The organism is Brevibacillus sp. HB1.4B (genome assembly GCF_013284285.1).
Taxonomy (GTDB): Bacteria; Bacillota; Bacilli; order Brevibacillales; family Brevibacillaceae; genus Brevibacillus; species Brevibacillus porteri.
Genome location: NZ_JABSUT010000019.1, coordinates 1 through 23622, shown reverse-complemented (window position 1 = coordinate 23622; position 23622 = coordinate 1). Strand labels below are relative to the sequence as shown.

The 23622-nt window shown below is 47.1% G+C and carries 27 protein-coding genes and 2 other annotated features; of the genes, 1 reads left to right on the top strand and 26 read right to left on the bottom strand.

The genetic code is table 11. The features are described from left to right. Positions 1-52 precede the first annotated feature (52 nt). From rplL to HP398_RS29170, 17 genes are all read right to left on the bottom strand, one after another. Positions 53-415: a 50S ribosomal protein L7/L12 gene (rplL, locus tag HP398_RS29250; RefSeq protein WP_007716218.1), complete on the bottom strand. Its 363-nt coding sequence runs from the start codon at positions 413-415 to the stop codon at positions 53-55. Between the two features lie 55 nt (positions 416-470). After that, positions 471-986: a 50S ribosomal protein L10 gene (gene rplJ / locus HP398_RS29245; RefSeq protein ID WP_012683973.1), complete on the bottom strand. Its 516-nt coding sequence runs from the start codon at positions 984-986 to the stop codon at positions 471-473. Positions 987-1010: 24 nt separating this feature from the next. Next, positions 1011-1174, bottom strand: a sequence feature (ribosomal protein L10 leader region). A 42-nt stretch (positions 1175-1216) separates the two neighbouring features. Beyond that, positions 1217-1900 (bottom strand): 50S ribosomal protein L1, encoded by a 684-nt coding sequence (gene rplA / locus HP398_RS29240; protein ID WP_017247037.1) that lies wholly within the window; start codon positions 1898-1900, stop codon positions 1217-1219. An 89-nt stretch (positions 1901-1989) separates the two neighbouring features. Beyond that, on the bottom strand, positions 1990-2415 hold the full coding sequence (rplK, locus tag HP398_RS29235) for a 50S ribosomal protein L11 (protein ID WP_005828886.1): 426 nt from the start codon (positions 2413-2415) through the stop codon (positions 1990-1992). 186 nt (positions 2416-2601) lie between these two features. Continuing rightward, on the bottom strand, positions 2602-3138 hold the full coding sequence (gene nusG / locus HP398_RS29230; RefSeq protein WP_017247036.1) for a transcription termination/antitermination protein NusG: 537 nt from the start codon (positions 3136-3138) through the stop codon (positions 2602-2604). Positions 3139-3183: 45 nt separating this feature from the next. Next, positions 3184-3432: a preprotein translocase subunit SecE gene (gene secE, locus HP398_RS29225; RefSeq protein ID WP_012683970.1), complete on the bottom strand. Its 249-nt coding sequence runs from the start codon at positions 3430-3432 to the stop codon at positions 3184-3186. Then, positions 3432-3581, bottom strand: coding sequence for a 50S ribosomal protein L33 (gene rpmG, locus HP398_RS29220; protein ID WP_003392018.1), 150 nt, complete (start codon positions 3579-3581; stop codon positions 3432-3434). The genes secE and rpmG overlap by 1 nt, the downstream gene beginning before the upstream one ends. 237 nt (positions 3582-3818) lie before the next feature. Continuing rightward, positions 3819-4469, bottom strand: a complete 651-nt coding sequence (gene sigH, locus HP398_RS29215) for an RNA polymerase sporulation sigma factor SigH (protein WP_005828894.1) — start codon at positions 4467-4469, stop codon at positions 3819-3821. 83 nt (positions 4470-4552) lie between these two features. Next, on the bottom strand, positions 4553-5077 hold the full coding sequence (locus tag HP398_RS29210; protein ID WP_017247035.1) for an NYN domain-containing protein: 525 nt from the start codon (positions 5075-5077) through the stop codon (positions 4553-4555). A gap of 1 nt (position 5078) precedes the next feature. Next, on the bottom strand, positions 5079-5834 hold the full coding sequence (gene rlmB, locus HP398_RS29205) for a 23S rRNA (guanosine(2251)-2'-O)-methyltransferase RlmB (protein WP_012683967.1): 756 nt from the start codon (positions 5832-5834) through the stop codon (positions 5079-5081). Between the two features lies 1 nt (position 5835). Next, positions 5836-6240, bottom strand: a complete 405-nt coding sequence (locus HP398_RS29200) for a Mini-ribonuclease 3 (RefSeq protein WP_017247034.1) — start codon at positions 6238-6240, stop codon at positions 5836-5838. Positions 6241-6257: 17 nt separating this feature from the next. After that, entirely contained in the window at positions 6258-7664 is a 1407-nt protein-coding gene (gene cysS / locus HP398_RS29195; RefSeq protein WP_017247033.1) for a cysteine--tRNA ligase, read from the bottom strand. Next, complete coding sequence (gene cysE, locus HP398_RS29190; RefSeq protein WP_012683965.1) at positions 7645-8310, bottom strand: serine O-acetyltransferase; 666 nt, start codon at positions 8308-8310, stop codon at positions 7645-7647. The genes cysS and cysE overlap by 20 nt, the downstream gene beginning before the upstream one ends. Before the next feature lie 163 nt (positions 8311-8473). Then, positions 8474-8736 (bottom strand) — a binding site (T-box leader). 27 nt (positions 8737-8763) lie between these two features. Further along, positions 8764-10230 carry a glutamate--tRNA ligase gene (gltX, locus tag HP398_RS29185; RefSeq protein WP_173624362.1) on the bottom strand — a complete coding sequence of 489 codons (1467 nt, stop codon included), beginning with the start codon at positions 10228-10230 and terminating at the stop codon, positions 8764-8766. An 88-nt stretch (positions 10231-10318) separates the two neighbouring features. Continuing rightward, on the bottom strand, positions 10319-10792 hold the full coding sequence (ispF, locus tag HP398_RS29180) for a 2-C-methyl-D-erythritol 2,4-cyclodiphosphate synthase (RefSeq protein WP_017247030.1): 474 nt from the start codon (positions 10790-10792) through the stop codon (positions 10319-10321). A gap of 3 nt (positions 10793-10795) precedes the next feature. Further along, positions 10796-11482: a 2-C-methyl-D-erythritol 4-phosphate cytidylyltransferase gene (gene ispD, locus HP398_RS29175; protein ID WP_173624361.1), complete on the bottom strand. Its 687-nt coding sequence runs from the start codon at positions 11480-11482 to the stop codon at positions 10796-10798. Positions 11483-11509: 27 nt separating this feature from the next. Further along, positions 11510-12598, bottom strand: coding sequence for a PIN/TRAM domain-containing protein (locus HP398_RS29170; protein WP_017247028.1), 1089 nt, complete (start codon positions 12596-12598; stop codon positions 11510-11512). Positions 12599-12884: 286 nt separating this feature from the next. Between HP398_RS29170 and HP398_RS29165 the strand changes: the two genes are divergently transcribed. After that, positions 12885-13280, top strand: a complete 396-nt coding sequence (locus HP398_RS29165) for a nucleoside triphosphate pyrophosphohydrolase family protein (protein ID WP_007716195.1) — start codon at positions 12885-12887, stop codon at positions 13278-13280. A gap of 95 nt (positions 13281-13375) precedes the next feature. Here the strand turns inward: HP398_RS29165 and pssA are convergent, their stop codons facing one another. From pssA to HP398_RS29120, 9 genes are all read right to left on the bottom strand, one after another. Next, on the bottom strand, positions 13376-14104 hold the full coding sequence (gene pssA, locus HP398_RS29160; RefSeq protein ID WP_017247027.1) for a CDP-diacylglycerol--serine O-phosphatidyltransferase: 729 nt from the start codon (positions 14102-14104) through the stop codon (positions 13376-13378). 114 nt (positions 14105-14218) lie between these two features. Beyond that, positions 14219-15295 carry a DNA integrity scanning diadenylate cyclase DisA gene (gene disA / locus HP398_RS29155; RefSeq protein WP_017247026.1) on the bottom strand — a complete coding sequence of 359 codons (1077 nt, stop codon included), beginning with the start codon at positions 15293-15295 and terminating at the stop codon, positions 14219-14221. Between the two features lie 8 nt (positions 15296-15303). Further along, positions 15304-16671: a DNA repair protein RadA gene (gene radA / locus HP398_RS29150; protein ID WP_016742863.1), complete on the bottom strand. Its 1368-nt coding sequence runs from the start codon at positions 16669-16671 to the stop codon at positions 15304-15306. 106 nt (positions 16672-16777) lie between these two features. Next, complete coding sequence (locus tag HP398_RS29145; RefSeq protein WP_017247025.1) at positions 16778-19228, bottom strand: ATP-dependent Clp protease ATP-binding subunit; 2451 nt, start codon at positions 19226-19228, stop codon at positions 16778-16780. Positions 19229-19294: 66 nt separating this feature from the next. Continuing rightward, positions 19295-20368 carry a protein-arginine kinase McsB gene (mcsB, locus tag HP398_RS29140; RefSeq protein ID WP_017247024.1) on the bottom strand — a complete coding sequence of 358 codons (1074 nt, stop codon included), beginning with the start codon at positions 20366-20368 and terminating at the stop codon, positions 19295-19297. 19 nt (positions 20369-20387) lie between these two features. Then, on the bottom strand, positions 20388-20906 hold the full coding sequence (gene mcsA / locus HP398_RS29135) for a protein-arginine kinase activator protein McsA (RefSeq protein ID WP_007716182.1): 519 nt from the start codon (positions 20904-20906) through the stop codon (positions 20388-20390). 16 nt (positions 20907-20922) lie between these two features. Beyond that, the gene (locus HP398_RS29130) at positions 20923-21387 is read right to left on the bottom strand and encodes a CtsR family transcriptional regulator (RefSeq protein ID WP_017247023.1); all 465 of its coding nucleotides are present in this window, start codon (positions 21385-21387) and stop codon (positions 20923-20925) included. A 188-nt stretch (positions 21388-21575) separates the two neighbouring features. After that, on the bottom strand, positions 21576-22262 hold the full coding sequence (locus tag HP398_RS29125; protein WP_017247022.1) for an HAD hydrolase-like protein: 687 nt from the start codon (positions 22260-22262) through the stop codon (positions 21576-21578). A 29-nt stretch (positions 22263-22291) separates the two neighbouring features. Further along, positions 22292-23413 (bottom strand): UDP-N-acetylglucosamine--LPS N-acetylglucosamine transferase, encoded by a 1122-nt coding sequence (locus HP398_RS29120; RefSeq protein ID WP_017247021.1) that lies wholly within the window; start codon positions 23411-23413, stop codon positions 22292-22294. Positions 23414-23622 lie beyond the last annotated feature (209 nt).

The window sequence follows — 23622 nt, the reverse complement described above, 5'->3', positions numbered from 1 at the left end:
TTATAGAAAATCCCCCTGCCGCAGGCAAGGGGATATCCTAAAGGAAGCTAACTTACTTTACTTCTACTTGTGCGCCAGCTTCTTCGAGTTTTGCTTTGAGAGCTTCTGCTTCGTCTTTGGAAACGCCCTCTTTGAGTGTTTTTGGAGCGTTGTCTACCAGGTCTTTTGCTTCTTTCAGACCCAAGCCAGTCAGCTCGCGAACAACTTTAATTACGTTGATTTTGGAAGCGCCGCCGCTTACCAGGTTAACAGTGAATTCAGTTTGCTCAGCAGCAGCTTCTGCTCCGCCACCAGCAACTACAGCTACAGGAGCAGCAGCAGTTACGCCGAATTCTTCTTCGATTGCTTTTACCAGATCGTTCAGTTCGAGAACGGACATGCCTTTAATGGCTTCCAAGATTTGGTCTTTAGACATTTGTGAATCCTCCATTCAAGGAATAGTATTTTTTTGAAATTAGCCGATCAGGCGATTACGCGCCTTGACCTTCTTTTTGTTCTGCCACTGCTTTGACTGCCAATGCAACGTTGCGCATAGGAGCTTGCAGGACGGAGAGAAGCATGGACAAGAGACCTTCGCGGTTTGGTAGGGAAGCCAGAGCTTTAATTTGCTCAGCATCAACTACTTTACCTTCGATAACGCCACCCTTGATTTCCAGCTTATCGTTTTTCTTAGCGAATTCAGCGATAACTTTCGCTGGAGCGATGATATCGTCTTTGGAGAACGCCAGAGCGTTTGGTCCAGTCAGATATTGATCCAGTTCAGTCAGGCTTTCCTTCTCAGTAGCCAAACGAGTCAGGGAGTTTTTCAACACCTGGAACTCAACACCAGCTTCACGCAATTGCTTACGGAGCTCAGTTACTTGTGCTACTGTCAGACCGCGGTAGTCAGCTACCACTGTAGTTTGGCTTTCGCGAAGCTTAGCTGCGATTTCGTTGATCGCTTGTACCTTTTCTTCACGAATAACGGTTGGACGAATTTCTGCCATTGATTACACCTCCCGTGCTCTAATCCTAGAAAATGAAGAATGCCCTCGCAGACTCACGAGGGCATAATGCTATATCGTCAAAGGAAAACAGCGTTTCCTCATTCGTACATTACACGCCTCGGAGGGATATTAAGCGTTACTCTCACAAGCACCGCGCCTTCTGTCTACGGCATATTCTTTTCATCAACAGGGACTATCTTAACAACTCCCATAAAGGAAGTCAAGTGTCATTATTTTACAGCTACACGTACACCAGGGCCCATAGTGGAGCTCAGGGTTACATTTCTCATGTAAACACCTTTTGCTGCAGCTGGTTTCGCACGGTTCAGTGCGTCAGTCAGAGCAGCCAGGTTGTCAGCCAGCTTGTCAGCATCGAAGGATGCTTTACCGATCGGAGCGTGGATGTTACCTGCTTTGTCTACGCGGTACTCAATTTTACCTGCTTTGATTTCGTTAACCGCTTTTGTTACATCGAAAGTAACAGTACCGGTCTTAGGGTTTGGCATCAGGCCTTTTGGACCGAGTACACGACCCAATTTACCTACTTCACCCATCATGTCAGGAGTAGCTACTACAACGTCAAAGTCGAACCAGCCACCTTGAATTTTCGCGATCATGTCTGCATCGCCTACGAAGTCTGCGCCAGCTGCTTCTGCATCTTTTGCTTTTTCGCCTTTAGCGAATACGAGAACACGTTGTACTTTACCAGTACCATGTGGCAATACAACAGCGCCACGGATTTGTTGGTCAGCACGCTTAGGGTCTACACCCAAACGGAAAGCTGCTTCAACAGTTTCATCGAACTTAGCAGTAGCTGCTTTTTTAACCAGCTCAATACCTTCTGCTACTTCGTATACTTTGTTTTTATCAACGAGCTTTACAGCCTCTTGATATTTCTTACCTTTTTTCGCCATGATTAAATCTCCCTTCAATGTGGTCGTAGCGGTTGATCCTCCCACAGACAGGGGGGCACAACGTCTGTGCCCCCTTGCACTCAAGACAATTAGTCTTCGATTACGATACCCATAGAACGAGCTGTACCTTCTACCATGCGCATAGCCGCTTCTACGGATGCAGCATTCAGGTCAGGACGCTTCAGTTCTGCGATTTCACGAACTTTATCACGCTTCAGCGTAGCGACCTTTGTTTTGTTTGGTACGCCAGAACCAGACTCGATACCAGCAGCTTTCTTCAACAGAACTGCAGCTGGAGGAGTTTTTGTGATAAAAGTGAAAGAACGGTCTTCAAACACGGTGATTTCCACCGGGATGATCATACCTACTTCGCTTTCAGTGCGAGCATTGAATTCTTTACAGAATCCCATGATGTTTACACCAGCTTGACCGAGAGCCGGACCTACTGGAGGTGCAGGATTCGCTTTACCTGCTGGGATTTGTAATTTAATTACGCGGATAACCTTCTTAGCCACGTAACACACCTCCTTACTTCACATGTGGTTATTACGGGGGAATGCCCCCTCCCACCGTTTTTTGAAAGTCTCTATGTAAAAGACTTTCGATCTATAGTGAGAGTGCAAGAAACCCCAATTAATGTTGTGGGATTGTTAAAACAAAATGAAATGTACCACATAGCGCGATACTTTTCAAGTTGAATCCTAATCCAATTTTTGAACTTGTGTAAAGTCTAGCTCTACCGGTGTTTCGCGACCGAAGATGTCCACCAATACGCGAACCTTCTGCCTGTCCGGGTGAATCTCGATAATCTCCCCGGTGCGATTGGAAAATGGACCATCTATGACGCGCACCATATCGCGGAGAGCATAATCGACTCTGATCTTGGGAATTTCGATTCCCATTTGCTTGAGAATCGTATCGGCCTCTTCAGGACGCAGCGCTGTCGGCTTAGAGCCGGCGCCCGTGGATCCGACAAAGCCGGTAACCCCAGGAGTGTTGCGCACGACATACCAAGAGTCGTCCGTCATCACCATTTCAACAAGGACGTATCCAGGAAACACTTTTTTCGTGACGGTGCGCTTCTTACCATCCTTGGTTTCCACCTCTTCTTCAGTGGGAACAAGAACGCGAAAGATCTTGTCTTCCATGCCCATCGACTCGAGCCGCTTCTCCAGATTTGTTTTAACCTTGTTTTCGTAACCTGAGTACGTATGAAGTACATACCATGCTTTTTCCATATCCAACAGGACGATAACCGTCCGTCCCTCCTAAGACTTGCATAATTACGTTCCTAGAATCAAATCGATCAAGCGCGAGATACCCAAATCAACGACGAAGAAGAATATTGCCAGGAGCACAACCGTAACGAGTACAACAAGCGTATAGGTTGTCAACTCTTTACGGTTAGGCCAACGGACTTTCTTTAGTTCGGACATTACGTCACTAAAAAAACCACCGGTACGGCGAAAACTGGCTCCGATTCGTGATAAAAAACCCACTTTGCCACCCCCTGACTTCGTCGCATCAACCATTACTTCGTCTCGCGATGAAGGGTTTGCTTCTTGTCACGGGAGCAATACTTTTTCAGTTCAACACGTTCAGTAGTGGTGCGCTTGTTCTTCGTGGAGATATAGTTACGCTCGCCACACTCGGTGCACGCCAACGTGATGTTTACTCGCATTTATTGCCACCTCCATCTCATTTCAAACCTGCTATTAGTTAAAAGTACCCCGATGATAAATAGTACGGGAAAACCGCTACTTTTTCCAGACCATTTCATTCACCTAAGTAACCATAGAACAGAGAGATAAGAGTCTATGGCTACCTAAATAAATTTATCATACCGAAATACCCATGTCAAACAAAATGACTTGACAAGAAGAAGTCCTTTTGCTTCCAAAATAAAAAGAGAGATTCTCTACAGATGAATCTCTCTTCCTTCCAAATAGCGCTCTAGCTTGCGCTTTACTCGCTGCAATGCATTATCAATAGACTTGACGTGACGCTTCAGCTCGACGGCAATCTGCTGATAGGATCGTCCATCCAAATAGAGCATAAGAACCTGGCGCTCCAAATCACTCAAGATTTCACTCATTTTGCCCTCGATATCATCGAACTCTTCCCGATTGATAAACAATTCCTCTGGATCGGTCACTTTTGTTCCCGAGATCACATCGAGTAACGTGCGGTCAGAATCTTCATCGTAGATAGGCTTGTCCAGTGACACGTAAGAATTGAGCGGGATGTGCTTTTGGCGTGTCGCCGTCTTGATCGCGGTAATGATCTGACGGGTAATACACAACTCGGCAAATGCTTTGAACGACGTGAGCTTGTCTCCTCGGAAGTCGCGAATAGACTTGTACAGTCCGATCATCCCTTCCTGCACGATGTCTTCGCGGTCAGCCCCAATAAGAAAATAGGATCTCGCTTTGGCACGAACGAAGTTTTTGTATTTGTTGATCAAATACTCCAAAGCTTCGGCGTCATTATCGCGAACCAGGTCGACTACTTCTTCGTCGGTCATTAGTTCATATTGGGCATGTTTTAACTCCTTGAGGTCAACACTCACAAATGATCCCTCCGCCAACCGGTTTCTCCAATAGATAGCGCTATTATACATGATGCCGTAAAAAAGCGTCAACCGAATCCAAGTTATTCCCTTCTCCATTTTTCGAATATTTTCGCTATTTCATCATTCAGCGTAATCCGCCTGGAGAAGCCGTCTTCTTGCGTTTTTTCGACTTGTTTCTTGATTTCTTTCCCCGCATTTTCCATATCGAGCAACAACTCCCGGGCAGATTTGCGCAAAGCTCCCTGCCCAAATATGACACGTTGTGACGTATAGTCAGAAGTTGCCACATAAATTTGTCGATTTTTATTGTGAAATTCGGAGACTAACTGCTCTATTTTTTCGTCAGCCGTCTCCTTTTTCTTCGTGAAATAGACTTCAACCTGGAAGTCTTCCATTTGACGGCCAATGCCAGGAACGTTGTACGCATCGAAAACGATGATAACCTTCGTCCCTGTGTAGCTCTGGTATTCTGCCATTTTTGCGATCAACTGATCACGCGCCTCGTCCATCCGCTCTTGATCCTTCAGCAGGCGCAGATCGGGCCAGGCGCCGATGATATTGTATCCATCTACGATCAACAGCTGCTTGGCTTTTCGTTTTGACATGTCATTTCACCCGCGTTGGAATTGGACTCCTGGAGCGATAGACTTCATACATCAACAAGGCAGCTGCTACAGAAGCGTTGAGTGAGGTAACATTGCCCGCCATCGGAAGGCTGTACAGAAAATCACAGTTTTCCCGAACGAGGCGACTCATGCCTTTTCCTTCGCTGCCAATGACAATCGCGAGCGGCATCGTATAATCACCCTGGCGGAAATCTTGTTTGGCACTCGCGTCTGTTCCTGCGATCCAAACACCGCGTTCTTTCAGCTCTTCCATGGTACGAACCAAGTTCGTCACTCGCGCTACTGGCACGTAGTTGATCGCCCCTGCCGAAGCTTTTGCCACTGTTGCCGTAAGACTGACAGAACGTCGTTTTGGAATGATGACACCATGAGCACCGACTGCATCGGCTGTACGCATGATCGAACCGAGGTTATGCGGATCTTCCAGCTCGTCCAACAGCAAAATGAACGGCGCCTCGTTTTTTTCCTCTGCCCGCTTCAAAATATCGTCTACTTCTACGTAATCGTAAGCAGCAACAGAAGCCACTACACCCTGATGGTTGTCCGTCGACACGAGCTGATCCAGCTTTTTGCGGTTCGCTGTCGTCACAATGACACCCTGTTCTTTTGCCAAAGCAAAGACAGGTCCCATCAAATTTTTATTCGTTCCCTCTGCAACCCAAATCTTATTGATCGTACGACCCGATCGCAAAGCCTCGATGACGGGGTTTTTCCCCAGAATCCATTCTTCACTCATTTCACGATTCTCCTTCCACTATGGCAAAAGCCTGCTGCACAATTTCAGCGATCCGCTCTTCTTTTCCACACAAGTACAGGTACCCGATCAATGCTTCAAAAGCCGTTGCATGACGGTAGTCGATAATATCGGCGTTTTTCGCACTGGAACCGGATTTGGCATTCCGCCCCCGCTTCACTACATTCAATTCTTCCTCCGGCAATGTGGGCATTAACGTCAACAACACATTGGCCTGTGCTTTCGCTGAAACATAGCGGTTGGCCGCCTTGTGGAGCTGGTTTGGTTTAACCAGCCCCTTGGCGATCAAATGATACCTAACACAATGCGAATAGGTAGCATCCCCGAGGAAGGCAAGCACGAGTGGATTTGTCAGATTAGGATCTCGGGTTAGTTCTTCTTTTTGCATCTATTTTCTTCGGCCCCTTATTTTCGACGCCAGCGAACACCTTGTGGCGTGTCCTCCAGCACGATTCCTTTTGCTGCGAGCAGATCGCGGATTTCGTCAGAACGGGCAAAGTTTCTTGCTTTGCGAGCTTCTGTGCGCTCTTCGATCAACGCATCAATCTCACTATCCAACAGTTCCTGCTCTTCTGCAATTTCAAGACCAAGAACTTCCGTCAACTCCACCAACAAATCCATGTACGCACGAACTTCGGTTTCGCCTACATTTTGATGACGCAAATACAGGTTGGCTTCCTTCACGACGTCAAAAATAACGGTAATGGCATTCGCTGTATTGATATCATCATCCATCTCAGCAATAAAACGCTCACGAAGCTCTCCAATGATTCGTGCCTGCTCCTGTGCCTGATCATTCGGCTCTTCTGCGCGCACGGTATCCAGACGATGAGACAGATTCGTATGCGCGGTCTTAATTCTATCTAGACCATTAGCCGCCTGTTCAATCAACTCTTCGCTAAAATTGATCGGGTTGCGATAGTGCCCCTGAAGCATAAAGAAGCGAATTAATTGACCGCCGAATTTCTCCGAAAGATCGCGTGCAAGCAAGAAATTCCCGAGGGATTTGGACATTTTTTCGTTATCGATATTGAGCATGCCGTTGTGTAGCCAGTAGCGAGCAAAGACTTTACCCGTAAAGCATTCCGACTGGGCAATTTCGTTCTCGTGGTGCGGGAACACAAGGTCTGTTCCGCCCGCATGGATATCGATTTCCTCACCCAAAAACTTCAGGGCCATCGCCGAGCACTCAATATGCCATCCCGGTCTTCCTTCGCCCCACGGACTGCCCCAGGTAACTTCTCCGGTCTTAGCCGCTTTCCAAAGGACAAAGTCCAGGGGATGTTCCTTTTTCTCGTTGATTTCTACACGAGCTCCTGCCTGCAAATCATCCAACGGTTGATGCGAAAGTTTTCCGTATTCCTGAAAACGTCCCGTGCGGAAATAGACGTCACCTTCACTCTCGTAGGCAAAGCCCTTTTCAATCAGCCCTTGCACGAATTCAATGATCTCCGGAATGGTCTGCATCACTCGCGGTTGAATATCAGGTGGCAGTACGTTTAGTGATTTCAGATCAGCGTTGTACGCATCCGTGTATCGATCCGCCACTTCTTTGACAGTGACACCTTCCTGATTCGCCACACGAATCAGTTTGTCATCTACGTCCGTAATATTTTGCACGAATGTCACTTCGTAGCCACGATATTTCAAGTAACGGCGAAGTGTATCAAATACAATGGCAGGGCGCGCATTTCCAATGTGGATGTAGTTGTACACGGTCGGACCGCACACGTACATTTTTACCTTCCCTGGCTCCAATGTGTGAAACGGTTCCTTTCGCCGCGTCATCGTGTTAGTCAGCTGAATGCCCATCGTTCTTTTTATCCTCCCTCAAAAGCTCCAATTCTTTGCGTAACTGATCAATTTCCTTTTGCATCATACGAATCGTATCCGCTACCGGGTCTGGCATATTTACATGGTCCAGATCATTTTTGACCCGCTTGCCATCCTGGATGACGATGCGTCCCTTGATTCCTACTACGGTCGAGTTAGGCGGTACCTCCTGCAAGACAACGGCACCAGCCCCTATCTTTGAATTATCGCCAATTTTGAAGGAGCCCAACACCTTTGCTCCCGTAGCAATAATGACATCATTGCCGATTGTAGGGTGACGCTTTCCTTTTTCCTTACCTGTTCCCCCGAGTGTAACCCCTTGGTAAATCGTTACATTGTCTCCGATTTCGCACGTCTCTCCGATCACAACACCCATGCCATGGTCAATGAACAGGCCGCGGCCAATTGTTGCGCCCGGGTGAATCTCAATTCCCGTGAAAAAACGGGATAGTTGAGAGACAATTCGGGCGAGTGTACACAGCTCAGCCTTCCAGAGCCTGTGGGCAATCCGGTGCCCCCATATCGCGTGCAAACCGGAATAGGTCATAACGACTTCCAGCGTACTTCGCGCAGCCGGGTCTCGTTCAAAAACAGCATGAATGTCATCTCTCATCTGTGCTAACATTTTTGGGTGGCACCTCCTGCCTGATTTACCTGCTCACGTTCAACCTCAATGTCAGGGTTCAAAAAGTTGTCTTTTCAGCATCGAGAAAATAGCGAGAACCACTTTTTGAACTACCTTTTCAAAAAAATAAAAAACGCCCCTATCCCCTCAAAAAACACGAAGGGACAGAGACGGGTTTACCGTGGTTCCACTCTGCTTAGATCGTCATCACTGTCACGAAAAACTCACAACAGTCATGAGCAAATCTCGCTCATATCCCGATAACGGCGGGAAGCCGATGGCGCCTACTGATATCTTTTCAAAAAGATAGGTTCAGCTCATTGCTCACAGGGGCATTTCCATACAGGGCACACCAGATGGCTCTCACCTATCCATCCTCTCTGTAGATGTGCAGACTGTTGTACTTCTCCTGATCGTCGCATTCATTATTTATAAAAGAAAACCAGCCAATACTTACTGACCGTTCGCAATTACTTGCTCTGCACGTGCAATCACCTTGTCGCGTCCAAGCAGATACAACGTCTCCGCCAGATCGCGACCATGCGCCTGACCAGTTGCTCCTACACGGACCGGCATAAACAACGCCTTGCCTTTGTGACCCGTTTCCTTTTGCACGTCTTTGAGTACCGCTTTAATAACATCCACATTATATGCATCTTGGGCGGAAAGGTGTTTCACAAAGGAAGCAAGCACTTCCGGCAATTGCGGTTCTTTTAGCACCAGAGTTGCTTCTTCATCGTACACCACTTCGTCGAGGAAGAAAAGAGCTGCCAACGGAACGATTTGCGCACAGTAGGACATTTGCTCTTGGTACAGACCTACGATACTGCGAACCCATTCGCGCTTCTCAGCAGACAAATTCTCTTCGATGAAGCCAGCTTTTTGCAGATGCGGGATACACATGTCTGTAATCATATCCAGCGGTTGACGCTTCAAATAGAAGTTGTTCATCCAATTCATCTTCGTTGCATCAAACACAGCTGGCGACTTGTTCACGCGGTCCATTGAGAACAGCTTAATCAGATCTTCCATTAAGAAAATCTCTTCTTCGCCACCTGGAGACCATCCCAAAAGAACAAGGAAGTTCACGATTGCTTCTGGCAAGAAGCCGAGGTCACGGTACTGTTCAATGAACTGAAGAATGCTCTCATCGCGCTTGGACATCTTTTTGCCATCTTGGTTGAGGATCAGTGCCAAGTGAGCAAAGTCAGGCGCTTCCCAGCCAAACGCTTCATAAATCATCAATTGACGAGGCGAATTGGACAGATGCTCTTCTCCACGAATGACGTGGCTAATTTTCATCAAATAGTCATCCACTACAACAGCGAAGTTGTATGTAGGAATTCCATCCGGACGGCAAATAACGAAATCGCCCATCTCGTTGGAGTCGAATGTTACCTGGCCACGAATCAGGTCGTTCACGACATACTCGCGATTATCCTGAACGAGGAAGTGAATGGATGGCACTCGCCCTTCTGCTTCGTACTGAGCACGCTGCTCGTCCGTTACATGGCGGTGCTTTTCCAAAATGCGCGGTGTTTCTCCACGCGCGAGCTGTTCTTCACGTTCTGCATCCAGCTCTTCTTTTGTCGCGTAGCAGTAGTACGCTTTGCCTTCTGCCAGCAGTTGATCGATATATTTCCGATAAATGTCCAGGCGTTCTGTTTGACGGTACGGTCCATATGGTCCACCAACGTCTGTACCTTCTTCCCATGTTACGCCGAGCCATTTCAGGTTTTTCATTTGCTCTTCGTCCGCATTTTCCTTATTGCGCGTTTGGTCCGTATCTTCAATCCGAACGATGAACGAACCACCGTGATGTTTCGCAAAAAGATAATTAAAGAGCGCTGTTCGCGCACCGCCGATGTGTAAATGCCCCGTAGGACTCGGCGCATAACGAGTGCGAATTTCTTTCGCCATTGGTAGCACCATCCTTATGAATGTAAAAGGCTATAAACCTTGACCTAAGTAAAAACGTATCTAAGGCTTTATGTTACACCTTGCCCTTCTACTTGACAAGCAAGCATACTGCCTGTGCAGCGATTCCTTCCCCTCTGCCTGTAAAACCGAGTTTCTCGGAGGTAGTCGCTTTCACATTCACTTGCGAGAGATCTTCTGCCTCCAGCACGCGTGCAATGACTTCACACATTTGCGGGATGTATGGCGCCATCTTCGGCGCTTGGGCAATGATCGTTGCATCCACGTTTCCTAAACGGTAGCCGCGCTCCCGAACCAACTTCCATACATGCTCCAGCAGCTTCACGCTATCCGCATCCTTGAAAGCCGGGTCTGTATCTGGGAAATGACGGCCAATATCCCCCTCACCAATCGCTCCAAGAATCGCGTCACTAATCGCATGGAGGAGAACATCCGCGTCAGAATGCCCTAGCAAGCCTTTTTCATACGGGATGGTGACGCCACCGATAATGCATGGACGCCCCTCTACTAATTGATGCACGTCAAAACCTTGTCCAATACGCATGAGCTACTCTCCCTTTCGTTTCCGCAATATCTCTTCACCAAACCACAGATCGTCTGGCGTAGTAATCTTAATGTTCTCATAGCTTCCGTGCATAATCGATACCGGATGACCCAGCCACTCAACCAGCATCGCATCATCCGTACCCAGCTTCCCCGCTGCCTCTGCTGCCTGATGTGCCTCTCGCAATAAAGACATACGAAAAGCTTGTGGGGTTTGAACCGCCCACAAGCTTTCCCGTGCTGGGGTTGACTCTACAAGTCCTGTTGCCCCCACCACTTTAATCGTATCTTTGACAGGTACTGCCATGATCGTTGCCTGATCTTGTTGCACCTGTTTGATCATGTCACTGATCTGTTTGCGAGTGACGAAAGGACGGGCAGCATCGTGAACTAGTACATAATCGCAATTTGCGGATAGCGATGCCAAGCCATTTCTCACACTGTCTTGTCGCTCTGCTCCACCCAGAGTAACCACAACCGTCAGCTTTTCAGCCGAGATCAAGGTCGTTACTTCTGCGTGGTCTGCTTCACTCACCACTAGCACGACTTCATCAATGTCGGGATGAGTGGCAAAAAGACGTACCGTATGAGCCAAGATCGGCTCGCCCGCAAGCGGTAACCACAACTTGTTTCGTTGTCCACCCATTCGTTTACCCGAACCGGCTGCAACGATCACGACACCCGTACTCACTGATTCATCCCTCTCCTGTTGTCTTTTCTATAACGCTCGTTCCAGCAACTTTGGTTTGGCGAAGATCATGCGTCCCGCAGAAGTTTGCAGCACACTCGTTACGAGAACATCGACGTCATTTCCGATGTATTCTCGTCCGCCCTCTACAACAATCATCGTGCCATCGTCCAGATAAGCGACACCCTGACCATGCTCTTTCCCATCTTTGATGACTTGAACGTTCATCTCTTCTCCAGGTAAAACTACGGGCTTAACTGCATTCGCCAAATCATTGATGTTCAATACCGCAACACCTTGCAGCTCACATACCTTGTTCAGGTTAAAATCGTTTGTTACGACCTTTCCGTTAATGAGCTTAGCGAGCTTGATCAGCTTGCTGTCCACCTCGGATACTTCTTCAAAATCGCCTTCCCAAATCTGGACCTTTACCTTCATTTCTTTTTGAATCTTGTTCAAGATATCCAGACCACGACGACCGCGGTTTCTCTTCAGTACATCGGAGGAATCGGCGATATGCTGCAGTTCCTCTAGCACAAATCCCGGAATGACCAGTACCCCTTCCAGAAAGCCAGTACGGCAAATATCTGCGATGCGTCCGTCAATGATGACACTGGTATCGAGAATTTTATTTTCCAAGTTAGCGGCAGTTGTTGCACTATCCTTTTTCTTATCCTTACGTCCAATCGAAAATACCGACATAATCTCGTCCCGCTTGCGAAATCCTACCTGGAAGCCCAAATAACCGAGCAACCCGGAAACAATTAACGGCAAAAGATCTCCTACAAATGGAATCGGAATTTTACTGATGGGCAGGAATAATAAGAATGCAATAATAAGACCACTAATCAACCCCATCGCTCCGAACATCACATCGACAACCGGCATTTTGACGAGTGTCTCTTCACCCCATCGAACGATGCGCAGAACATAATCCACAACCCAATTCGCTAAAAAGAAAAACAAGATGGCACCTAGTACAGCTCCAATATATTGCGATCCGGCTACTACACCAAAGTTTAACAGTGGATCGAGCAACGAAAACAGTTCGTCACCAAAGCGATACCCTAATCCGCCACCAATCAAAACAAAAATGAATTTTCCTACTCGGCGTAACATGCCTTCACCTCCTTTTACTAATATAGACAGAAGCCTAAGAGTAAAACCCTATTTTTTTCCAAATCATTATAATGCTTCATTTTACTTTCCCTCACTATAGCAAAAAAGATTTTGCCATGTCAAATAGCCAAAAATTTTAACATAGTTGTCATTTTCTCGTCAACCCGGGAACACTCGTTTCCTTCGATGTTAAATTGACAGAGAGCTGACTCCCTTCTTATAATGTCAGTATCGTAATGAGAGAAAATTATGACGATACCAACAGCCTAAAGCAGAGGTGAACCAGATGGACAATCGAAACATAGACGACTTTCAAACGCAAGTATCCGAGCTTTTGATCAGACATCGTAGCGTACTGGACGTCATGTCCAAAGTTCAGGAAACGGCATCCCGCATTAACCGTTCACTGACCAAAGCCATCACCGAATGCGGCTGTGTCGAAGTGGTTGCCAAAAAACAGACGTACGATTCGAACAAGAATCTGGAGGACAACAAGTCCCATTTGGACACCCACTTTAACGGACCGCTGTGCGAGCATTGTCGCGATGTAGTTACTGCTGAGCTTGGCAAAAATCTCTTTTACCTCACTGCCCTGTGCAATATTACTGACATTAAGCTAGAAGATGTGCTTCAGAAAGAATCCAACCGACTGAATACTTTGGGTGTCTTCAATCTGTCTTAAAAGTCCGTTACTCGTATTACGAATGAACCCTAAAAAAAGTTGCATACAAAAAAGAAAAACCCGCACATTGAAGTGTGGGTTTTTTTATGCCGTAACTATTCAAACGGAACGGATTCTTCCTCTTTGTTTTTACGCTTGCGTAATTTTTTGACAAGAAAGTCAACGTTTTTTTTTATTCCGTACAGTGCATAAAAAGCAAGTGGCAGGAAGACGATTTTTGGAAATTGCTGCGGATACTTAATCGCTACAACAACCACAATCGCGATGATAATGGGTGTGATCCAGTAAGCAGACTTTGGAATCCCCACTTTTTTAAAGTTAGGATACTTGACCTTTGATACCATCAAAAAGGCAAGCAGCAACATACTTACGGCAAGCAATACCGGAGTGAATACTTGGTGATAGAGTGCGAGCGTAGCCAGTACGCCCCCCGCTGCCGTAATCGGCAAACCGATGAAATACCCCGGAACCCCGGCCTGTACGTTAAAACGCGCCAAACGCAGCGCACCACAGATCGGAAAAATGGCTGTAATGAGAATCCCAAGCAAATCAAAGTGTTGCAAGACGACAACATACATGATGAACGCTGGCGCAATCCCAAACGTAATGACGTCCGAAAGTGAATCCAATTCCTTTCCGAACTCGCTTTGGGCATTCAACATACGAGCTACACGTCCATCCAGCCCGTCTGCCAGCATACCAATGATCACTGTGATCGCTGCATATTCGACGTATTGATCGCCTCGAAACGCAAGAATAATTGCTAAAACTCCCAGAAACAAGTTGCTTACGGTTAGTATGTTCGGTAACGATTTCACGAACATAGACTACCTCCTGATTTCTTTTGCGTAAGGAGCAGGTTATCCTGTCGACCTTGTTTTCATCCAAGTCCCCTAGGCAAATGTTGAATACAAATAATGCCTTTATCCTATTCTACTTTAAATGTGTCTGTCAATGAACACTTGTTCTTGAATCCGTTTCAGCCCCTCTTTAATCGCTCTCGCTCGTACCTCGCCAATGCCTTCCACTTCGTCTAATTCCTGAATCGTTGCCATCATGATTCGCGGCAGATGATGAAAATGCTCTACCAGATTTGAGATGATCGTAACGGGCAAACGCCGGATCTTGTACAGGATCCGATAACCTCTAGGGGAAACGGATTCATCCAGCATACTGGCATTGGAGGAATACCCTAGCGTTCGCAAAAAAGAAGTGAGTTCCAGCATTTCCTCCGAGTTTAATTTTTTCATGTCCCGCAACACGAGATCAGGTGAATAGGATGGATCTCGGGAATAATCCCGAATAAGCATGTGTGCCTCTTCCTCAATGTTTGAAACCAATTCCTCCAACTGCATACTGACGAGCCTTCCTTCTACCCCTAGCTCACATATGTACTTGGAGACCTCTGTCTTAATACGTAACACCATCTCAATCCGTTGCAAAACCGAGGCAACTTCGTGTAGAGTTACGAGCTCCTCAAATTCTAACGCACCAAGATTCGTCAATGTTTGATCAAGAACGGCCTTGTATTTCTCAAGGGTAGATACAGCCTGATTCGCCTTGGCCAAAATGACACTGATTTCACTTAAGACATACCGGAAATTCCCCTGGTACAACGTGATCACATTGCGACGCTGAGAGATAGCAATGACCAGATGATTCGTTTGAATGGCTGTCCGTTGCGCTGTACGATGCCGTGTCCCCGTCTCGCTCGTGGGGACTGAGGAGGGTGGGAAGATTTGCGTATTCGCGTACAGGATACGTTTTGCGTCTTCACTTACTATAATCGCCCCATCCATCTTCGCTAATTCATACAAATGGGCAGGAGAAAAATCACAATTGATGGAAAAACCGCCATCGACAATCGTCTTCATCTCTGGACCGCACCCAATGACGATCAAGCCCCCGGTTTTGGCCCGTAAAACATTTTCCAATCCTTCACGAAGCTGTGTGCCGGGTGCCACGAGACGAAGCACATCACCGAATTGCGGAGCTCTTTTGATGTTCCCCTGCATGCCCACTCCTACCTCCTTATCACCTCGTTCAACGCATCGGCAATATTACTCACACCAATCACTTGAATATCTGCTGGCGCATCCAGACCGCGGATGTTTTTCTCCGGGATGATAACACGCTTAAAGCCTAACTTATGTGCTTCTCGTACTCGTTGCTCAATACGAGAGACACCGCGCACCTCACCAGTCAAGCCAATTTCTCCGATAACGACATCATGCGGATTGGTAGCGTGATCACGGAAACTGCTTGCAATGCTTACGGCAATCGCCAAATCAACCGCTGGCTCATCCAATCTGACCCCACCTGCTACGTTTACATATGCATCCTGATTTTGTAGCATCATGCCCATACGCTTTTCCAACACTGCCATGATCATCGCCACACGCTGATGATCGACCCCTGTTGCCGTTCTCCGTGGGGTTACAAAGCTGGTCGGGGCAACGAGTGCTTGTAGCTCAACCAAAACGGGACGTGTGCCCTCCATGCTGGCTACGACCGTGGAACCCGCAACACCAAATGGACGCTCTGCTAAAAATATCTCAGACGGATTCGCCACTTCCTCCAAACCGCGATCCTTCATCTCGAAAATACCGATTTCGTTTGTCGAACCAAAACGGTTTTTGACGGCGCGCAAAATTCGAAACGTATTGTGGCGCTCCCCTTCAAAATAGAGAACAGCATCTACCATGTGCTCAAGCATACGCGGTCCGGCGATGGAGCCTTCCTTGGTAACGTGACCGACAATGAAGGTACCAATTCCTTTCCCTTTTGCAATCCGCATCAATTGGGCAGTCGCCTCCCGCACTTGTGCGACACTTCCAGCAGCCGATTGGATCGTCGGGTGAAACACGGTCTGGATCGAGTCAATAATTAGCACATCCGGGTCTACTTGATTAATATGCTGTTCGATCAAATCCAAATCATTTTCTGCCAATACAAACATCGGCGGCGTTTGCAAATGGAGTCGATCCGCGCGAATTTTGATTTGTTTTGCCGACTCCTCTCCAGATACATAGAGAACCTTTGCCCCTTGATGAGCCAAGGCAAAAGATGTCTGCAAAAGCAATGTCGATTTTCCGATTCCGGGGTCTCCTCCAACCAAAATGAGTGAACCCGGAACAAGTCCTCCACCAAGAACACGATTCAATTCTCCGATCGTGGTATCCATGCGTGGCTCTTCTTCACTGGCTACCTGAGTCAATGGAATCGCAGATTGGCGCTGGCCGCCGCTCATCCCTTCGTGACGATGTGGATTTTTTACGGTCACTTCCTCCACCAAGGTGTTCCAACTGCTACACCCCGGGCATTTTCCCATCCATTTTGGCGATTCATAGCCACATTCTTGACACGCGTATTTCGTTTTATACTTTGACATAGTCGCACCCTCACTTGGATTTCTTTCTCTACTTTTATCATAATTACGCACCCAAAAAAAGAATACCTCCCGAATCAGGAGGCATTCTATTACGTTTCAATCCAGCTTATGATTTCGTTTTTTCGAGGCGCTTAACAACCAGCTTGCCTTCTTCGGCTTCGATATTGACGGTATCGCCTTTACTGATCGTGCCCTTGAGCAATTCCTCGGACAAATTATCCTCGATGTGGCGCTGGATAGCACGACGCAGAGGACGCGCACCATAGGCCGGATCAAAGCCTTCTTTTGCCAATACTTTCTTGGCCTCTTCACTCAATTGGAAATCAATGTCTTGCTCTTTCAAACGTTTACGCAGATCTTCTGTCATGAGAGATACGATTTGCTCGATGTGCTCTTGCTCCAAAGAGTGGAACACGATGACTTCGTCGATACGGTTCAAGAACTCAGGACGGAAGCTCTTTTTCAGCTCATCCATGACTTTGTCCTTCATATCCTGGTACTTTCTTTCCGAATCGTTGGTCGTGAAGCCGAGCGTCGTATTTTTCTTGATCATGCTTGCTCCGACGTTGGAAGTCATAATGACAACCGTGTTGCGGAAATCAACGGTACGTCCCTTGGAGTCTGTCAGACGACCATCATCCAATACTTGTAGCAGGATGTTGAATACGTCTGGGTGAGCTTTCTCGATTTCGTCCAGCAAAATGACGGAGTAAGGCTTGCGACGCACTTTTTCGGTCAGCTGACCGCCTTCATCAAAGCCTACATAGCCAGGAGGGGCACCGACCAGACGAGCGGTGGAATGCTTCTCCATGTACTCGGACATATCTACACGAATCATGGCATCCTCGTCACCGAAAAGCGTCTCTGCTACGGCACGAGCCAATTCAGTTTTACCCACACCAGTAGGTCCTAGGAAGATAAACGAGCCGATCGGGCGTTTTGGATCTTTCAAACCAGCACGGGCACGGCGGATTGCACGCGAGATGGATTTGACTGCTTCATCTTGACCAATGACGCGATCGTGCAAAATCTCTTCCATCTTCAGCAAACGCTCTGTTTCTTCTTCCTTCAGCTTCAATACAGGAATACCCGTCCAACTCGCCACTACTTGCGCGATGTCTTCTGGCGTAACCTCCATGTTCAGCTGGCCTTGGCGCTCTTTCCAGTCTTTTTTCGTTTTATCCAGTTCTTCACGCAGTTTTTGCTCCTGATCGCGAAGTGCTGCTGCTTCCTCGAACTCTTGTGATTGTACGGCAGCGTCTTTTTCCTTGCGTACCTCTTCCAGACGTCCCTCCAGCTCTTTGAGGTTTGGTGGAACCGTAAAGGATTGCAAGCGAACTTTGGAGGCCGCCTCGTCGACCAAGTCGATAGCCTTGTCAGGCAGGAAGCGTTCCGTAATATAGCGGTCAGACAGTTTTACTGCCTGCTCGATTGCTTCATCGGTAATTTTGACACGATGGTGGGCTTCGTAACGATCACGAAGGCCATGCAGGATACGAATCGCATCCTCCGGTGTCGGTTCATCAACCTGAATCGGTTGGAAACGACGCTCCAGTGCCGCGTCTTTTTCGATGTACTTGCGATATTCATCCAGCGTAGTGGCACCCACGCACTGTAGCTCGCCACGTGCCAGAGCAGGCTTCAAAATGTTGGAGGCATCAATTGCGCCTTCTGCTCCACCAGCACCAATCAAGGTGTGCAGCTCATCAATAAACAGGATGATGTTTCCTGCTTGGCGAATTTCGTCCATGATTTTTTTCAGACGATCTTCGAACTCACCACGATATTTGGTTCCCGCAACAACGGTTCCCATATCGAGTGTCATGACGCGCTTATCACGAAGGGTCTCTGGAATTTCGTTGTTCACGATTTTTTGGGCAAGACCTTCTGCGATAGCTGTTTTCCCGACGCCAGGCTCCCCAATCAAAACAGGGTTGTTCTTAGTACGTCTACTAAGTACTTGGATCACACGCTCGATTTCTTTTTGGCGACCAATGACAGGGTCCAGTCCGCCATCACGAGCGATTGCAGTCAGATCCCTTGCCAAGCCGTCCAATGTCGGCGTATTCGCCGCTGGGTTCCCTCCAGACGGTTGATGAGATGCCATCATTTCCGAGCTGCCAAGGAGCTGGAGCACCTGTTGACGTGCCTTGTTCAGGCTAACGCCCAAATTGTTCATGATTCTCGCAGCAATGCCCTCTCCTTCACGGATCAAGCCAAGCAAAATATGTTCAGTCCCCACATAGGTATGACCCAGTTTGCGGGCTTCGTCCATTGACAGTTCAATAACCTTTTTGGCGCGAGGTGTATAGTTTGGTGTGTAATTACTACCGGACTGCTCTGTTCCTCGCCCGATTAACGACTCCACTTCACTCTGGATTTTATCGAGGCCAAGCCCAAGTGATTGCAATGCCTTCGCCGCAATCCCTTCGCCTTCTCGAATGAGTCCCAGCAGCACATGCTCTGTCCCAATATCTTTGTGTCCGAGACGAACCGCCTCTTCCAGGGCAAGCGCCAGTACTTTTTGTGCTCGTTCTGTAAAACGTCCAAACATCATATCGTACACCTCCGTATAACCGTGTTTTTTCTCTATATGGTTAACAATTGCGTGATACCATTACGATTACTCTTGTGATTCTACTACGCGCAGACGTTCGCGAATCAGCCGTGCCCTTCTTTCGTCGCGTTGGTCCGGAGTGAGCTTTTGTCCAGCGTGGTGTTGTAAAAACCCCGGCTGTGTCGTGACCAACAGTTCGTTTAGGACGAGCGGAGATACATTTGGAATAATACCTAGATCAATCCCCAAACGTACATCGGACAGGCGCTGAGCCGCCTCCTTTGACTCTACTGTGCGAGCGTACATCAGGATGCCATACGACCGAAAAATCCGATCCTCTAAAGAAACCCGGGTATGCTCCAGCAAATAAGTACGTGCCACACGCTCTTGCTCAATAATCTGTCTGGCTACACCGTAGAGATTGGAAAGGATATCTGACTCAGACATCCCCAGTGTGACCTGATTGGATAACTGAAAAAGATTCCCTAGAGCTTCGCTGCCCTCTCCGTAAATTCCTCTAACAACTAGACCAACTTGATTAATTGCCTGTAAAATTCTGCTGATCTGCTGCGTCATCACCAGAGCCGGCAAGTGCAGCATTACAGATGCACGAATACCCGTACCCACATTGGTTGGGCAGCTTGTCAGATATCCTCGTGTTTCGTCGAAAGCGTAGTTCAAGTTTTTCTCAAAAATGTCGTCTATCTTCGTACCTAATTCCCATGCCTCGTTCAAACGAAACCCGGGTAATAGTACCTGTATTCGAATGTGGTCTTCTTCATTAACCATAATGCTGACAGACTCATCTTCACGAAGTAATACAGCACCTTTGCGAGATTCCTCTGCCAGATGAGGGCTAATCAGATGCTTTTCTACGAGTACCCTTTTTTCTAATGGGTTAATTTGATCCATCTGGATGACCTGAAGCTGATGCCTTTTGCGCATTGCCTCCGAATCGCTTACTTCCGTTACCTTTCTGACGACTTCCTCGCCCTGCGAGTCCGTTGCCAATAACGGAAAGGGGTGCTGGCGCAGGTTACGGGCGATACGCAGCCGTGTACTAATGACAATGTCGGAATCAGGACCTTCTCCTTTCATCCAATTGCTCCACGGGTTTTGCATAAACTGCTTTTGGGACATAACCAGCTAACCTCCCTTGCTACGATTGGGCCATTTTTTGTTCCAATGCTCGAATTCGATCACGCATTTCTGCTGCCTTCTCGAACTCTTCACTTGCGACATGACTTTGCAGTGCTTGCTTTAGTTGTTCCAGCTCTTTACGGATCTTCAATTTGCCACCGGTACGCTCTGGTACTTTTCCACTATGCTGTGTGTTTCCGTGAATCCGGCGGAAAAGGGGGTCCAGTCGGTCACCCAAAAAGGTGTAGCAATCACTACAGCCAAATCGTCCACTTTTACTAAATTGAGAATATGTGAGTCCACATGTTTCGCATTGAAGCGGCTTATTCGTTGCCGTTTCGCGTCCATTCTTTTGCATGGGATCAAATTTTAAAAGTCCTGACAGGAGATTGTTGATGCTGAAGTTGTGAAAGCCGGTAAAGACGTCCCCTTTTTCATGAGCACACTGCTCGCAAATATGGTATTCGGTTTTTTCGCCATTGACGATTTTCGTCAAATGAAGTGTCGCCGGTCGTTTTCCGCATTCCTCACAGTTCATAACATCATACCTCCTTTTACTTCAACAAGATTGCTGCGATCATCTGCTTTAAAATATTTGCCCGCAAACGATCCCGCAATTCAGCTTCTAGCGTCAATACATTTCGCGAGGTAGCGATTTTCATCAAGGTGGCTTCTCTGATGTTGACTAATCCTTCTTCCATTAGTCTTTCTACGATCGCATTTCCCACGCTCTGACTGATGCTCTCACCAATCAGTTCTTCTGTTAGCAATTCCTGCAAGCGTGCTTTGCTGACAATCTGCACCTTGCGTATACGAATATACCCGCCGCCCCCGCGCTTACTCTCTACAATGTATCCTTTTTGAACGGTAAAGCGCGTATTGATGACGTAATTGATCTGAGACGGCACACATTGAAAATGGTCGGCAAGCTCACTACGCTGAATCTCGATCGATCCATTGGGACTGTTTGTAATGATGCTTTTCAAGTGATGTTCAATGATGTCCGAGATGTTACGCAAGTCATCGCCTCCTATTCCTCTGTGTATGTTCTTATGAGGTTACCTATTGACTTTGACTATCTTTGACGTTAATTATAATGGGTTTAGTGCGTGCCCGCAAGTGTCCCTTACACATTCTAGTGTGGGCAAAAGAAGGTCGCTTGAAACTTGGACATGATCAACAAAAAAACCACTCCCTGAGGAATGGTTTATGTTTGTTCTTGTGTATTGGTGTCGATTGCTGGCAAATGATTCAGTAGCTGAGTGAAGCTGGTGATGATGACATCTGCCCCATCAAGCTCCCCTGGTTTGGCGAAACCGAAGTCGCATCCAATGGTAAATAAACCGTTTGTCTTGCCTGCTTCCACGTCGGAGTGACGATCTCCTACCATGATGGCTTGCCCGATTTTGTAATCCGACAACAATTTTGCAACCAGGTCATTTTTGGAATGCGTACGGAATCGGCCGGCTGAGTACAGATCGGTCATCAGCGGCTTTAACTCGTATTCCTGACAAATGGCATCGATGTACTCTTCTTGCCCATTACTTGCTACAAACAAAGCAAATCCTTTCTCACGCAGTGTTTCCAAGGTTGATTTTACATCCGGATATAGCTCGGTCACTCTTTCTTTGAGTAATTGGATTTCATTATCTAGCAAGAAGGCGTCTGCTGAGCGAATGGCTTCCTCACTCGCGCCCGGCAGCAATTTGTCCCAGATCTGCTCGATCGTCATTCCCAGTACATTGATCAGTTCACGCTCGTCAGGGGTTTCCCCTTGCCATAGCCCTTGTTGACGAAGCTGGTCAAACGTTCGAATAAATGCGGGGGTCGATAGCTTTTCTGTTTGCAGTAACGTGCCATCCATATCAAATAATATGGCGAATGGTACAGTCATGGGTTCCTCCATTTTGTCTGGCTAGGCAGCTATTCTACTTCTCTTGACAACATATTCATATCATCCATGATAAACTCGGTAATTCGTTGTGCAGCATCTGGCTTTGAAATTTTCTGTCCCATTCTACGCATATAGTCCACCTTGGACGGGCTATGCAATAGTTCATCGATAAAGTAAATCAATTGCTCCGAGAGATTGGCATGTACCGCACATCCATTATTGAGCAAAAAGTGGCTGTTCCTCTCTTCTTGTCCAGGCAGAGGGTTGTAAATAATCATGGGTACCCGTTTACTCATTACTTCAGCTGATGTAAGTCCGCCTGATTTGGTGACAATTAAATCAGCCGTCTCCAAGTATTCATGGAAGTTATTGATGAATTTTAGTGGAACGACTTCATGGCGATACGTACGATTTATCACTTTATTGTACAGCTTGTCGTTTGTCCCTGTTAACACAAAAGTTTTCAGAGGAATGTTAATCTCTTCTAGACCATCTAATACCTTTTCCATCGAGCCGAGACCCAATCCGCCCCCTGAAAGAATAATGCTCTTTTGTCCAGGAGCGAGGCCCAGCTTTTGCCGAATCAAATCAGGGTCCAATGGTAAGCTGAATTTTTTCATAATGGGAATGCCCATCGGAATGAATTTTTGATGATCCTGACGATAAACGTCTAACAAGTAATACAGTTGTTCATGGCCGATGAAGTAATAATTGATATGGTGATTAATCCACGAAGGATGGATGGTATAGTCAGTAATGATCGTATAGATTGGTTCCTTCCAATCATTTCTCCCCTTCAGGACGGAGAGCATACAGCTTGCAAACGGATGCGTAGCAATAAAGGCATCAGGCTGTACACTGTTGATCAGCTTTTTCAGTTTGTTTGCCAATAACTTATTCATCAGCACATTCATATCGAAGAAACGGGTTTTTTCCGTATTATGGTAAATCCTTCCCCACATCTTGGGTGACAGCCTTAACAGATTCATATAGCTTTCTAGCAAAATCTTGTGAAAGGTGGGGCTAATATATTCCAACGTATCGATGATCATTGATGTGCAACCACTCTCGGCCAAGCTTTCCTGCATGGCCCGCGCTGCCTGGTTGTGTCCGTTACCGATGGAAGCGGAAAAGATTAGAATTTTTTTCATGAACGATTCTCCTTCATAACCTCGCCTACTCCAACGCCTGGATCAGGTACCTTCTCATGTTAGTCTACCCCAAGACCCGTCTGCAAGAGGGAACTTGTCGGTCATTCGGCCTAACTTATCGACAAAATAATCGCGAGTTTGACTTTTTGCTATAAAAACGAAAAACCTCCTTACCCATTCTGGGGTAAAGAGGTTGGTTTCATTCCCTG

Coding starts and splice junctions, on each gene's coding strand:
- rplL (WP_007716218.1), bottom strand. CDS start 415: ATGTCTAAAGACCAAATCTTGGAAGCCATTAAAGGCATGTCCGTTCTC.
- rplJ (WP_012683973.1), bottom strand. CDS start 986: ATGGCAGAAATTCGTCCAACCGTTATTCGTGAAGAAAAGGTACAAGCG.
- rplA (WP_017247037.1), bottom strand. CDS start 1,900: ATGGCGAAAAAAGGTAAGAAATATCAAGAGGCTGTAAAGCTCGTTGAT.
- nusG (WP_017247036.1), bottom strand. CDS start 3,138: ATGGAAAAAGCATGGTATGTACTTCATACGTACTCAGGTTACGAAAAC.
- secE (WP_012683970.1), bottom strand. CDS start 3,432: ATGGTTGATGCGACGAAGTCAGGGGGTGGCAAAGTGGGTTTTTTATCA.
- rpmG (WP_003392018.1), bottom strand. CDS start 3,581: ATGCGAGTAAACATCACGTTGGCGTGCACCGAGTGTGGCGAGCGTAAC.
- HP398_RS29210 (WP_017247035.1), bottom strand. CDS start 5,077: ATGTCAAAACGAAAAGCCAAGCAGCTGTTGATCGTAGATGGATACAAT.
- rlmB (WP_012683967.1), bottom strand. CDS start 5,834: ATGAGTGAAGAATGGATTCTGGGGAAAAACCCCGTCATCGAGGCTTTG.
- HP398_RS29200 (WP_017247034.1), bottom strand. CDS start 6,240: ATGCAAAAAGAAGAACTAACCCGAGATCCTAATCTGACAAATCCACTC.
- cysS (WP_017247033.1), bottom strand. CDS start 7,664: ATGGGCATTCAGCTGACTAACACGATGACGCGGCGAAAGGAACCGTTT.
- cysE (WP_012683965.1), bottom strand. CDS start 8,310: ATGTTAGCACAGATGAGAGATGACATTCATGCTGTTTTTGAACGAGAC.
- gltX (WP_173624362.1), bottom strand. CDS start 10,230: ATGGCGAAAGAAATTCGCACTCGTTATGCGCCGAGTCCTACGGGGCAT.
- ispF (WP_017247030.1), bottom strand. CDS start 10,792: ATGCGTATTGGACAAGGTTTTGACGTGCATCAATTAGTAGAGGGGCGT.
- HP398_RS29170 (WP_017247028.1), bottom strand. CDS start 12,598: ATGTTACGCCGAGTAGGAAAATTCATTTTTGTTTTGATTGGTGGCGGA.
- HP398_RS29165 (WP_007716195.1), top strand. CDS start 12,885: ATGGACAATCGAAACATAGACGACTTTCAAACGCAAGTATCCGAGCTT.
- pssA (WP_017247027.1), bottom strand. CDS start 14,104: ATGTTCGTGAAATCGTTACCGAACATACTAACCGTAAGCAACTTGTTT.
- disA (WP_017247026.1), bottom strand. CDS start 15,295: ATGCAGGGGAACATCAAAAGAGCTCCGCAATTCGGTGATGTGCTTCGT.
- radA (WP_016742863.1), bottom strand. CDS start 16,671: ATGTCAAAGTATAAAACGAAATACGCGTGTCAAGAATGTGGCTATGAA.
- HP398_RS29145 (WP_017247025.1), bottom strand. CDS start 19,228: ATGATGTTTGGACGTTTTACAGAACGAGCACAAAAAGTACTGGCGCTT.
- mcsB (WP_017247024.1), bottom strand. CDS start 20,368: ATGTCCCAAAAGCAGTTTATGCAAAACCCGTGGAGCAATTGGATGAAA.
- mcsA (WP_007716182.1), bottom strand. CDS start 20,906: ATGAACTGTGAGGAATGCGGAAAACGACCGGCGACACTTCATTTGACG.
- HP398_RS29125 (WP_017247022.1), bottom strand. CDS start 22,262: ATGACTGTACCATTCGCCATATTATTTGATATGGATGGCACGTTACTG.
- HP398_RS29120 (WP_017247021.1), bottom strand. CDS start 23,413: ATGAAAAAAATTCTAATCTTTTCCGCTTCCATCGGTAACGGACACAAC.